General features: G+C 74.2%; 8 protein-coding genes and 1 pseudogene. 2 read left to right on the top strand and 7 right to left on the bottom strand.

The genetic code is table 11. The annotated features are described in order from the left end of the window. Nucleotides 1-37: 37 nt before the first annotated feature. The 4 genes from purU to BMX65_RS25290 all read right to left on the bottom strand — a co-directional run bounded on the left by purU (nucleotide 38) and on the right by BMX65_RS25290 (nucleotide 5,512). Nucleotides 38-964, bottom strand: a complete 927-nt coding sequence (purU, locus tag BMX65_RS25305) for a formyltetrahydrofolate deformylase (RefSeq protein ID WP_075002658.1) — start codon at nucleotides 962-964, stop codon at nucleotides 38-40. Between the two features lie 134 nt (nucleotides 965-1,098). Further along, nucleotides 1,099-1,599 (bottom strand): SCO4402 family protein, encoded by a 501-nt coding sequence (locus tag BMX65_RS25300; RefSeq protein WP_075002745.1) that lies wholly within the window; start codon nucleotides 1,597-1,599, stop codon nucleotides 1,099-1,101. A gap of 214 nt (nucleotides 1,600-1,813) precedes the next feature. After that, entirely contained in the window at nucleotides 1,814-3,736 is a 1,923-nt protein-coding gene (locus tag BMX65_RS25295; RefSeq protein ID WP_239502215.1) for a hypothetical protein, read from the bottom strand. A gap of 384 nt (nucleotides 3,737-4,120) precedes the next feature. After that, a complete protein-coding gene (locus BMX65_RS25290) occupies nucleotides 4,121-5,512 on the bottom strand; it encodes an NsdA family TPR-like regulatory protein (RefSeq protein ID WP_075002657.1) in 1,392 nt (463 codons plus the stop codon). A 296-nt stretch (nucleotides 5,513-5,808) separates the two neighbouring features. Between BMX65_RS25290 and BMX65_RS25285 the strand changes: the two are divergent. Further along, nucleotides 5,809-6,516 (top strand): annotated as a pseudogene (locus BMX65_RS25285) (bifunctional DNA primase/polymerase); the annotation flags it as partial. Nucleotides 6,517-6,875: 359 nt separating this feature from the next. On the opposite strand, the gene BMX65_RS25280 reads toward BMX65_RS25285, so the two are convergent. Next, entirely contained in the window at nucleotides 6,876-7,814 is a 939-nt protein-coding gene (locus BMX65_RS25280) for an alpha/beta fold hydrolase (protein ID WP_075002656.1), read from the bottom strand. 917 nt (nucleotides 7,815-8,731) lie between these two features. After that, nucleotides 8,732-9,427 (bottom strand): iron-dependent transcriptional repressor DtxR, encoded by a 696-nt coding sequence (locus tag BMX65_RS25275; RefSeq protein WP_075002655.1) that lies wholly within the window; start codon nucleotides 9,425-9,427, stop codon nucleotides 8,732-8,734. A gap of 258 nt (nucleotides 9,428-9,685) precedes the next feature. Here BMX65_RS25275 and BMX65_RS25270 point away from each other — a divergent pair, with 258 nt between their 5' ends. Then, nucleotides 9,686-10,465, top strand: coding sequence for an SIS domain-containing protein (locus tag BMX65_RS25270; protein WP_075002654.1), 780 nt, complete (start codon nucleotides 9,686-9,688; stop codon nucleotides 10,463-10,465). On the opposite strand, the gene BMX65_RS32265 is transcribed toward BMX65_RS25270, so the two are convergent. Beyond that, the gene (locus BMX65_RS32265) at nucleotides 10,456-12,051 is read right to left on the bottom strand and encodes a PAS domain-containing protein (RefSeq protein WP_107437572.1); all 1,596 of its coding nucleotides are present in this window, start codon (nucleotides 12,049-12,051) and stop codon (nucleotides 10,456-10,458) included. The genes BMX65_RS25270 and BMX65_RS32265 overlap by 10 nt on opposite strands. Nucleotides 12,052-12,373: the final 322 nt, after the last annotated feature.

Raw genomic sequence — 12,373 nt, 5'->3', positions numbered from 1 at the left:
CCACCAGGTGCGGTCCCGGGCCCAGGGCGTCAGGGCGTCAGGTGAAGACGACGGTGCGGTGGCCGTTGAGCAGCACACGGTGCTCGCTGTGCCACTTCACCGCGCGGGCCAGCGCCTGGCACTCCACGTCCCGCCCCACGGCGACCAACTGCTCGGGGGTGACGTCGTGGCTGACCCGCTCGACCTCCTGCTCGATGATCGGGCCCTCGTCGAGGTCGGCGGTCACATAGTGCGCGGTGGCGCCGATGAGTTTGACGCCGCGGGCGTGCGCCTGGTGGTAGGGCTTGGCGCCCTTGAAGCTCGGCAGGAACGAGTGGTGGATGTTGATGATCCGCCCGGACAGCCGCTTGCACAGGTTGTCGGAGAGGACCTGCATGTAGCGCGCGAGGACGACGAGCTCGACCCGCTCCTCCTCGACCAGCTCCAGCAGCCGCTCCTCGGCAGCCTCCTTGGTGTCCTTCGTCACGGGGATGTGATGGAAGGGGATGTCGTAGGAGGCGACGAGTTCGGCGAAGTCGGTGTGATTGGAGACCACCGCGGCGATCTCGACCGGGAGCGCACCGATCCGCGAACGGAAGAGCAGGTCGTTGAGGCAGTGCCCGAACCTGCTCACCATCAGGACGACCCGCATCCGCTCCTCGGCCCGGTGGATCTGCCAGTCCATCCGGAAGGAGTCGCCGACGGCGGAGAAGCTGGCGCGCAGTTTCTCCACGGTGGTGTTCCCGGTGAAGTGGACGCGCATGAAGAAGAGCCCGGTGTCGCGGTCCCCGAACTGCTGGCTGTCCTCGATGTTGCAGCCGGTCATGAACAGATAGCTGGAGACGGCGTGCACGATGCCCTGGTTGTCCGGGCACGAGAGGGTGAGGAGGAACTGGCCGGGCTGCCCGCCCTCGGCGGCTCCGGCGGCTGCGGTGCCCCCGGCGGCTTCGGCGGAACGGTCGGGAGCGGGGTGCGACTGGCTCATGGCCCCAAGATTGGCACATCGCGGACGTGCCCCCGCACCCGGTGCGCGCAGCCGGTGCGTCCGGTCGCACCCGGCCCGTGGCTGCCGGGCACACCCGGCCCCTGAGGCCGGTCACATCCGCCCGGTGCCTCCCGTCACACCGCCCTGAGCATGATCGCCAGGACCTCCAGCGAGCGGGGCGGCTCGTCGGGGTCGTCGCCGTCGTTGCCGGCCAGCAGCGTGTGCGCCTCCCGCGCGGCCCGGACGGCTTCCGGCCATTCCGGATGCTCCAGGTACGAGGCGACCGGCGCGTCGGCGCCGACCTGGTGCATGATGCGCAGCACCCGCAGCACCGCCGCGTCCACCGCCTGCGCCTCCTGCGCGTCGCGGAAGATCGTCCCGACGTACTTCTCCGCGGACCAGTTGTCCAGCCAGGTGTCCTCGACCAGGCGGTAGACGGCGTCCGTGACATCGCCGTATCCGGGGCGTCCGGTCAGCCAGCACTCGTGCTGGAAGGTCTGGTCGGAGAGCATGTGCAGCGCGGAGCGCACGTTGCTGCGCCAGCGCCACCAGGGCACGTCGTTGACAGGCATGCCGTCCATGGTGGTGGAACGACGCCCACGTCGGGAAGACTTCACCGAACCTGCTTGCTGCATGGTCACCGACCCTACGTTCCGCCTGCCGGGCGGCCGGGCGCGGGCCCTCCCGGAGGCACCCTGCCCCGGCAGGACCGCCCGGTCCCGGCCGGGCAGCGGGCGGGCACCCCGCCGTGTGCGGCCTGCCGGCCCCGCCCGGCTCCCGTGCGCCACCCGCCGCTCGGCGCCGCCCGCTCGGTCCCGGCTCGGCGCCCGTGCGGGGTGCGCGGGGTGCTCACAGCGAGCCGAACGGGCGCTCCTTGAGGCCGTACTTCTTCGCCGTCGGATTCCACAGCCCCGCGGCCTTCTTCTTGGCGGTGGTCGCCGAGCCGCTGGCGCGGTTGGCCGCCGCGAGCTGCCGGGTCGTCTTGGCCTTGCCCTTGTGGCAGCCCTTCTTGCCCGCAGCCTGGTCCGCCCAGGCCGCGTAATGGTTGTCGGCGGAGGCCGAGGAGCGCCAGGCGCTCTTGAGCGCGGAGTTCAGCTCCGCGCTGTCGGGCAGCTTGTCCGTCTCCAGCTCGCCGAGCCGCCGCACCAGGCCGGTCCGCTGCTTGGCCGCGGACCGCAGATCGCTGGCTGCTTTGTCCAGCTCCGTGCAGTTCTTGATGTTCTGCACGGAACGGATGACCTGGGAGCGGCTGTTGTTGCTGTCGGCCAGCAGCGCGTCCAGCTTCTTGGCCTGCGCCTCGACGGGATCGGCGGGAGCGCTCGACTCCTCCCCCGCCGGGGCCGTGGACGCCTTCGGCTTGTCGCCGCCCGAGCTGTCGCCACCGTCCGCGAGGAGGAGGCCGACGACCAGCCCGACCACGGCGACTCCCGCCAGGCCGCCGCCGATCAGCAGCCACGGAGGTGTACGGCGACGGCCCCGGTCGGCGTCCCGCCGCGCCGCCCGGCCGCCCGGCTGCGGCTCGTACTGCTGGGAGCCCGGCTGCGGATAGCCGTAACCACCACCCTGTGAGCCGGACTGGGGATAGCCGTAACCGCCGCCCTGCGAGCCCGGCTGCGGATAGCCGTAACCGCCGCCCTGCCCCGGCGGCCCCGCCGCCTGGTCGAACACCGGCATGCTCTGCGTGGAGCCCGGCTCGTCCCGGCCTCCGGAGGGCTGCCCCGGCCCGCCGGACCGCGGGGAGTCGGAGCGGAAGAGGTTCTCGAACTCCGGGAGCGGTTTGCGCGCCTCGGGCTCCCCCGGGCTCTGGCCCCCGGCGCCGGGCGGGCCCGCGTCGGCGGACATCGGCGGCAGCATCTGGGTGGCCTCGGAGTCGGCGCCCGCCACCGGCGCCATGTACTGGGTGGCCTCGCTGTCCGGACCGCCGCCCACCGGCCCGGCAGGCTGCGGCGGCAGCAGTTGGGTGCCGTCGTCGGGCCCGACGGCGCCGCCGGGGGCGGCAGTTCCGCCCGGCGAGGCCCCGCCGGGGGACGGCAGGTCCGCCGGGAAGGGCGGGAGCATTTGAGTGGCGTCACCGTCCGCGGCCCCGGGCAGCGGCGGGCCGGGCGGCGCCGTCGACGGCGCGGGCGCGGCGTGCCGTCCCGAGCCGTCCGCGGGGCCGGTCGACGGCGGGTACGCCGGTGGTTGCTGGGGCAGCGCGTGGGCGCCGCCCTGCGCGGGCGCCCCGTACGGATCAGCCGCCCCGGCACCCGGTTGCGGGTATCCCGTGCCGACCGACGGTGCCTGACCGTAGGCATCCGGGCCGGGCCGGTCGTATCCCGGGGCTCCCTCGGGCGGCATGGCCCCGGGGCCGCCCGCACCCTGCGCTCCTCCGGGTCCGGGGGCCCCGGGCAGCGGCCCGGCGCTCTCGGGCGGCATCGAAGGGGGGTGCGGCGGGCGGGCGGGGGCGCCCTCCGGCGGCAGCGCACCGGGCCGGTCGCCCTGCTGCGGCGCGCCCCAGTAGCCGGGGCTGTTCTGCGTGCCGGGCGCGGCTCCGGTCTCCGGTGTCCCGCCCTGGGCCGCGTCGGAGCCGGGCCCCCAGGGCTGGCCCCACGGCTGCCCGGCCGGCGGCTGCACGTGGTCGCGCTCGGACTGGACCTGGCGCTGCTGCTGAGGAGTCCACGGGTCGCCGTTGGACGGCAGCACGACTCCCTCGTAGGGGGTCGTGGAGGCGGGCAGGGCGTCACCGGGAGAGCCGGAAGTCCCGTCCTGTCCGCGTCCGTTGTGCGTTGTCACCAAGACTCCTCGTTCGCATGGCTAGCGGAAGCGTCGGGTCACGCTACCGGGTCACCCCAACGGGCGACCACGCACCCAGATGTGCGGACACCCTTCCTTCACCTGATGTCAGCATGAAGCACTCAGAAGGGGATGCATGCGGCATTTCCTCGAGGGGTCTCGCACCTCGGTTCACGCGGCTGCTCATGCGGCTGCGCTCGTCCCGGCGCTGACCTCGGCGCTCGTCTCGGCGCTGACCTCGGCGCTCGTCCCGGCGCTGACCTCGGCGCTCGTCTCGGCGCCGATCTCGGCGCTGATCTCGGCGTTGATCTCGGCGCTCGGGTCGGCTCTCCTCGCGGCTCTCCTCGCGGCGCTCGGGTCGGCGCTCGTCTCGGTACCCGCCCCTCACGCTGCGGAGGTGGGCTCCAGACTCTCGTTGAACTCCCGCACCACGGGCTCCTCCCCGTACGGTTCCAGCCGCAGCCGGAAGTCTTCCAGATACTCCGCCCCTCGGTCCGACCGCAGCCCGGCCAGCAGCCGCGCGGCCTGGCCGGCCGTGTGGCAGCCGCGCTCCACCTCGCGCTGCTGGACCTGCGCGTCGGCCAGCAGGAACAGCCCGATCGCGCGCCGCCGCGCCCGCCCCTCCGGGTGGCCGGTGACGGCCTCCTCCGCACGGGCCGCAGCACGCTCGGCCTGCCCCAGGTCGCGGTGGCAGTGCGCGAGTTCGTCCGCGAGGTAGGCGCGGTCGAAGTGGGCGATCCAGGGCGGGTCGTCGCCGGACTCGGCCGCCGAGTCGGCGCCGTCCATCGCCGCCAGCGCGCGGGACGTGGAGCCCTGGCAGGCCCGTTCGTCCCCCATCAGCGCGTGCCCGCGGGCTTCGGCGGCGTGGAACATCGCCTCGGCGCGGGGCGTCACCCGCCCCCGCGCGCCCTCCTGCGCCGCGCGCGCCAACTGCGCGATCTCCCGCGGGTTGCCAAGCGACGCGGCGAGGTGGCTCATTCCCGCGGCGAGCACATAGCCGCCGTAGGCCCGGTCCCCGGCGGCCTGGGCCAGTCGCAGGGACTGGATGTAGTAGCGCTGCGCCAGCCCGTGCTGCCCGGTGTCCACGGCCATGTAGCCGGCCAGTTCGGTCAGCCGGGCGACGGCGGCGAACAGCGACCTGCCGACCGCCTCCTTGTAGGAGCCGGCCAGCAGCCCGGACACCACGCTGTTGAGGTAGTGCACCACCACGGGGCGGATGTGGCCGGCGCCGTAGCGGTGGTCCAGGTCGGAGAGCGCCTCGGTCATCGCCTGCACGGCCGCCACGTCCGGCTCGCCCACCCGGGCCCCGGAGGAGCGGGAGACCTGGTGGTCGGGCTGCGTGATCAGCCAGTCCCGGCTCGGCTCGACCAGCGCGGAGGCCGCCACGGTCGAGCCCGTCAGGAAGTCCCTGCGGCCCACGTCGCTGCGCCACAGCTCGCAGACCTGCTCGACGGCGCCGACGACGGTGGGGGCGAACCGCAGCCCCACACCGGAGGCGAGGTTCTTGCCGTTGGCCATGCCGATCTCGTCGATCGTCACGGTGCGGCCCAGCTTGCGGCCGAGCGCCTCGGCGATGATGCCGGGTGCCCGGCCGCGCGGCTGCTGCCCGCGCAGCCAGCGGGCCACGGAGGTCTTGTCGTAGCGCAGGTCCAGTCCGTGCTCGGACCCGCACAGGTTGACGCGGCGTGCCAGGCCCGCGTTCGAGCACCCGGCTTCCTGGATGAGCGCCTGGAGGCGTTCGTTGGGCTGCCTCGCGACGAGTGGCCTGGCGGCCATGAGATCCCCCTCCGTGGTTTCCGTACTGCCCCGGACCGATCACTGCTCCATGTGCGGCGCATATGCCCGTGATTCCCTCGAACCCCGCCCTTCACAGCGCAATGCACCGCAGGGGGACTACCCACCCAGGACCGCCCTTCTGTGTACGCGCCCCTACACATGCCCCTATGCGCCGTTCCAAGCGCGGGCTGCCCCCTGGGCTGCGGAATCAGCGACGGCTCGACCGGCGTATGCGCCGTCGTGCCCCGGGCCGCCCCGCTCCGCGCCCGTAACCCCTGAGGGGGATGAAAGTTGTGATGGTCGTGGAAGAGACCATCATCCTTACCTCTGATACCTCTGATACTTCTGACGCTTCTGGAACGACCCCGCACACGCGCATTCCGGGGCAGCGCACGGCGCCGCAGACCGCTCCGCTGGAACACGCGGTGCGCTATGCCCAGGAGCGGGCCTGGGACGTCTTCCCGGGCACCTGGCTGGAGACGCTGGACGGCGTGCCGCGCTGCGCCTGTGGGGAGCGCGCCTGCCCCGCGCCCGGCGCGCATCCCGCGCGCGCCCGCTGGGCGGACGAGACGACGGGGAGCGCGACGACCGTGCGCCGGCTGTGGGCGACGGAACCGCGCGCCGCCGTACTGCTGCCGACCGGACGCGCCTTCGACGCGCTGGAGGTCTCCGAGACGGCCGGCTGCCTCGCCCTCACCCGGCTGGAGCGGATGGCGCAGCCGCTGGGGCCGGTGATCTGCACCCCGGACGGCAGGATGCTCTTCTTCGTCCTGCCTGGCGTCGCGGCCAAGGTGCCCGCCGTCCTGCGCCGCCTGGGCTGGTCGCCCACCGCGCTGGACCTGCACACCAAGGGCGCCGGGGACTGGGTGGCGGCGCCGCCCACCCGGCTGGGCACCCGCGGGGCCGTCCAATGGGCCCGGGAGCCCAACGCCGCCAACCGCTGGCTGCCGGACGTCGACGAACTGCTCCCCACCCTCGCCTACGCCTGCGGCCGGGAGGCCGCAGGCCGCACGGGCGCCACGGGCGCCACGGGCCGCAAGACGACGGACCCTGCGGCGCCGTACGGGCCGGGCCGCCCGGCGGCGGGGCCGACCGGGACGACGGACCACGCGGCGACCGGCTCGCCCGCCGCCACCGGCCCCGCAGCGGCGGCACCCGGCAGCCCGGCACCCGGCCCGGTGCCGGGAGCGGCCTCCCGCGCGCACCCGGCGCCGGGCGGTCCGGCCGGCGCCCCGCAGCACCGGGTGGCCGGAACCGCCGCGACGGCGGCCCGGCGGCCTCCGCGGCGGTGAAGACGCGGAGGCCGCCGGATCTCAGGCTCCGCGCGACCGGAGCGCACCGGTCAGGTGGTCGGGCGGGCCGGTCAGGTGCCTGCGGGGAGGGCCGCCTGGAGGAAGGGTTCGACGACGCGGCGCCAGTCGTCGGGCTGGTCGTAGTGGATGAGGTGTCCGGCCTCCGTGACCTCCGCGTAGATTCCGCGCGGCAGCACCCGCACCATCTCCTGCGCCTCGGCGCGGCCCAGTTCGCCGTCGAGACCGCGGACGACGAGGGTGGGGCAGCGGACCTGGGCGAGTTCGTCCCAGTGCGCGTCGTGCACCCACGCCTCACGGACCCGCATCATCACCTCGGGCGAGAACACGGGCCGCCAGCCGTCCTCGCGTTCGGCCATCACCTCGGCGAAGAACTCACCGCGCGAAGCCCGGGAACGCTCCAGCGAGGGGTCGTCCTCACCGAACCATCTGCGGACGTCGGCGAGGGTCGCGAACGGCACCGGCCACGAGGTGAACCATTCCTCCCACTCGCGCTGCGACTGCTCACCGAGCGCCGAGGCGCGCATGTCGCTGATCACCAGGGCCTGGACGAGGTCGGGCCGCTTGGCGGCGAGCTGCCAGGCGGTCAGCGCGCCCATGGCGTGGCCGACGAGGGCGACGGGGGCCAGGTCGAGCTGTTCGAGCGCGGCCTCCGCGTCCGCGACGTACGCCTCCCGGTCGTAGCGGGCCTCGTCCGGCTTGTCGCTGCGGCCGTGACCGCGCTGGTCCAGGGCGACGGCACGGTAGCGGTCGGTGAGCCAGCGGGCGGTGCTCGCCCAGTGCGACGCCCGGCCCATGAGTCCGTGCAGTAACAGCACTCCGGGGGGTTTGCGGCGCTGTGTCTCACCCCGGCTGTCGAGCGCGCGGGGCGCCGCACCGGGCTCGGGGGCGCCCCCTGCCACGGCCTCGGGACCGGCCTTGGGCGGGTCGGCGAACTCCCAGGCCGCCAGGTGGATTCCGTCCACACCCGTCACATCGATCCGTCGCACCATGCGTCGTGACACCCCCACTCCCGTGACCGCCGCGTCAGACTATCGAACCCGTATTCGAACAGCCGAGGCTCACGGCGAATACCCCACCTTCGAGTGACATCGTCGCGGGGTTGCCCGCCCTCCCCCGGGGGAGACAGGAACCGGGAGGGCGGCAGACCCTGAGAGCTCGGGGCTCCGGGTCGCCGCGGGGGGACATGGGGAGGCGGGGCTCCGGGAGCCGTAGGCACCGGAGTCCCGCCTGCTCGGCCCACCCGAGCAGGGCGCCGCAGGGCCCACGCAACACTGCATCGATGGCTCCCCTCCCGGCAGCGACAGCGTCGCACGGTACCCACGCGACCGCTCGTGTCCGGGCAACTCTGGTACGGCAGGGAGATTTTGGGAAGACGCCCATCCCCACGGGCGGCGCCCGGCGCTCCGTGCCCGGCACGGCGCACTGGTCAGCGCCGGGGCGCGGCGAACGGGAGCCGGAGCACTCGCGGTCGGATGCGCCCCCGCCGAGGCCCGCCGCACCGGGGCCGCATCCCGGCACTGGTCCCGGTCCCGGCTTCAGTCCGGTCCCGGTCCCGGTCCCGGCACCAAGTACACCCCAGATGCCGCACTCCGGCCGCTGCCAACCGCGCCACCAGGCACCGAGTTCCGGGCCGGAGCAGCGCGCCCGCACGCCGCCGCGGCACGGCCGATCGGTACGGACAGCCGCCCGCTCCCCGCAGTCGGCCGACGCGGGCAGTCCGCACCACCGAGCGACCGGCACGACCGGCTCGGCAGACCTGGTCAACGGGGCAACGCCCGCATCGGACGCCGCACGGCATCAGGAGTCCGAAGGCCGACCCCGCGCACCATCCGGACACTCAACCGGCCACGGCCGACGAGCCGACGGACCGGCGAGCCGACGGACCGACGGACCGACGAGCCGACGCTCAGCGCTTGGCCACGAACACGTGCGCGGCGATGTCCGTGCCGAGCTCCGCCGCCTCGCCGCTGCTGCCCACCTGGACGCCGCCCGCGGAGCCCGCATTCACGCTCACGACCGCGCCGGGCTGCACACCGGCCCGCCGCAGGGTGTACATCAACTGCGCGTCCATCTGGATCGGCTCACCGATCCTGCGGACCACGACGGTCTTGCCGTCGCCGCCCGTCTCCACGTCGTTGAGGCTGACCAGGCCCTCGTTGAGGAAGGGGTCGGCCTCCGCCGTCTCGCCCAGCTCCTCCAGGCCCGGGATCGGGTTGCCGTACGGCGACTCGGTGGGGTGCCGCAGCAGGTCGAGCACCCGGCGTTCGACCGCCTCGCTCATCACGTGCTCCCAGCGGCACGCCTCCGCGTGCACCTGCTCCCACTCCAGCCCGATGACGTCGACCAGCAGGCACTCCGCCAGCCGGTGCTTGCGCATCACACGCTTGGCGAGCTGCCGGCCCTCGTCCGTCAGCTCCAGATGGCGGTCCCCGGCGACCGTGACGAGTCCGTCCCGCTCCATCCGCGCGACGGTCTGGCTGACCGTGGGACCGCTCTGGTCCAGGCGCTCGGCGATGCGGGCACGCATCGGGACCACACCTTCCTCCTCAAGCTCCAGGATGGTGCGGAGATACATCTCCGTGGTGTCGATGAGTCCTGACATTGCGTAGCCCCTAGTCAGCTCGTGCGGTGGCCCTCAAGCAATTCTGACGCATCGCACCGACAACCGCGCCGCCCCGCCCGCGAGCCGGACCGGCGGACGGGCACCGGGCGGTTGACAGAAGCGGTTGACAGAAGAAAGGTCCAGACCTCAACGTGAGCGCCGTACGGACCGCACCGTGAGCGGCGTACTACACAACGGAACCGGGCCGCGGGCCGCACGGACGAGTGCCGCGCGGACCACGGACGCGAAAGGCGCGCGATGGGCGAGCAGGCCGAGCTGCCGGAGCAGGCGCACAGGACCCTGGCCGAGGACTTCTTCGACGCGGCCGTCGCGCTGCTGCAGGAGGTCAGGGACGGAGAGGCGGCCGGGATCGAGGCCGCGGGCGAGCTGCTGGCCCGGACGATCAGCGACGGCGGCCGGATCTTCGCCTTCGGCGCGGGCCACTCCTCACTGCCCGCGCAGGACACCGTCTACCGGGCGGGCGGCCTCGCGGTGATGAACCTGCTCAACGTCCCCGGCGCGGTCGGTGTGGACGTGCGTCCCGCCACCCTCGGCAGCGCCCTGGAGCGGGTCTCCGGACTGGCGGCCGCAGCCCTGGACTCCAGCCCGGCCCGCGCGGGCGACGTACTGATCATCATCTCCCTCTCGGGCCGCAACCCGCTCCCCGTGGAGCTGGCCCTCAACGCGCAGGCGCTCGGCCTCAAGGTCGTCGGCGTCACCTCGGTCGCATACGCGGCGCAGACCAGGTCCCGGCACACCACCGGCACCTTCCTCAAGGACCACTGCGACCTCGTCGTCGACAGCCGGATCCCGCTCGGCGACGCCGAACTGACCGCCGAGGGCGTCGACGCGCCGTTCGCGCCCGCCTCCACGGTGGTGACCAGCGCGGTGATGCAGGCCATCGTCGCCACCGCCACCGGGGCGCTGGCCCGCCGCGGCGTGGAGCCGCCCATGCTGCGCTCCGGGAACGTGGACGGCGGACACGACTGGAACGCCCGCGTCATGGCCGAGTACGCGGACCGGATCTTCTACCGCTGACCGTTTCCCAGCACGCCCGCCAGATCGGCCGCGGCCGCCACGTGCGCGGCGATCTGCTCCGCGTAGTCCGCGTCCTCCCGGTCGAAGGGGCGGCGGCCCGCGTCCCGCAGGAAGGTGACCACGCCGAGCGACCGGCCTCGGCAGCGCAGCACCGTGCACAGCCCGTGCACACTGCCCCGCGGCCACTTGCGCGACCGGGCCCACTCCACCGCATCCGGACCGCGGTGTTCGCCGCTGCTGGCCCGTACCGAGGTGCAGCGCTGGTACGCCTGGAGCGCCGGATGGCCCTCCGGGTAGGCGACGGGGATGCCGCTGGCGGTGCCCGGTTCGATGAACGGCGGCCGACCGCGTTCGACCGCGGGGGTCAGCGCGGCCCGCACCAGCCGCGGGTCGCTCGGCGGCAGTGCGTCCAGCGAGGCGTCCCGGGTGCGCGAGGGCTCGGGGCCGGGGTCGGCGGCCAGGTCCAGGAGCGCGTGGTCGGCGAAACCGGCCAGCGCGAACTCCAGATGCAGGCAGGCGGCCTCGGTGGGATCGGCGCACTCGGCCGCCGCCCGCGCCGCGCGGTGCAGCTGGCTGTCCCGGAAGCGGAGCTGGGCGGCCTCCCGCTCGGTCCGCTTCAGCGCGGTGACGTCCTGGAAGAGCCAGGCGACCCCCAGCGGCACGGGCTCCTCGGCCAGCGGCGACGCCAGCCGCAGGAAGCCGCTGCGCCAGCAGCGGCGGCGGGCCGACTCCGTGGGGACGGCGCCCGCGTCGGCCGCGTCGTCCACGGAGCCCCCCGCACCGGCGCGTCCGGAGCCGCCGCTGCGGCCGGGACCGCCGGAGCCGTCCTGCGCGGTGGCGCCGTCCTCCCGGCCGGTGTCCGCCGCGTCGGCACCGCCTGTGCCCTCGCGGTCGGCGGGCGGGCGCAGCGTCACCCAGATCTCGGCGGGACCGGGCGGCGCCCCCTCGCCCAGCACGTGCTGGAGCGCGCCCTCCAGCTCCTCCATGCCCTGCTCCAGCAGCTCGCCGAGCGGGCGGCCGAGCATGGCGGCACGGGCCGGCACCCGGAAGGCGCGGGCCGCGGACGCGTTGGCGACGGCGGGCCGCAGGTCGGCGTCGACCAGGACGACGCCCCAGGAGGCGTCCTCCAGCAGCGCCTCGCTCAGCGCGATGCAGCGCTCCAGGTCGATCTGCGCGTGCACCTCGCTGAACGCGCAGTAGACCCCTTTGGGCCGCCCGTCGGCACCGGTGACGCCGGAGGACTGGATGCGCACCAGCACCCGCCCGCCGTCCTTGGTCAGCAGCGCGAACTCGTGGACCTGGCGGCCGGGCGAGCTCATCGCACCGAGCAGCCGGCCCTCGACCTCCGGCGCGTCGGCCGGGCGCACCGCCCAGCCGGCCAGCCCCTTGCGCCCGACGGCCTCCTCCTGTGTCCAGCCCAGCATCCGCTCGGCCTCGCGGTTCCAGTGGGTGACCACGCCGTCGGCGTCGAAGGCGCACAGTGCCGCGTCCATGCCGTCCAGCAGCGCGGCGAGCAGGAGTTCGTCGTCGGGCCCGCCCTCGTCGTCCGAGGACGACGCGGAGTGAGTCTCGGGTCGAGCGGCCACCTCGGCACCCCCTTGTCGCTGTGGCTGTCCGTCGCTTGTGCGTCCGCCCGTAGGTCGCGGCGCGGCGCCCGTCGCGGAGCGCCACGACACGTGTACGGATCATTCAACTCGAACGTGACGCACCGCACAGCGAGTTCCCGGAAATCGTTGCCGCCCCGAAATTCGATTGCCGCCTCTGGGGGCGGTGCCTACGGTGGGGATTACACAGGAAAGGAGGTGATCCGGCTGATGATCAATCACCGGACGTGTGAGGTGGCTGCGGCCTGAGGCCGACGCCACTGGCGTGACGCCGGCTCGCCGGCCAATCCACAGCAGTCACCCG

The sequence above is a fragment of the Streptomyces qinglanensis genome, from assembly GCF_900111245.1.
In the GTDB taxonomy this organism is placed as follows: Bacteria; Actinomycetota; Actinomycetes; order Streptomycetales; family Streptomycetaceae; genus Streptomyces; species Streptomyces qinglanensis.
Note: the sequence above shows the minus strand (reverse complement) of the source record. Positions and strands in the feature narration are given on the sequence as shown.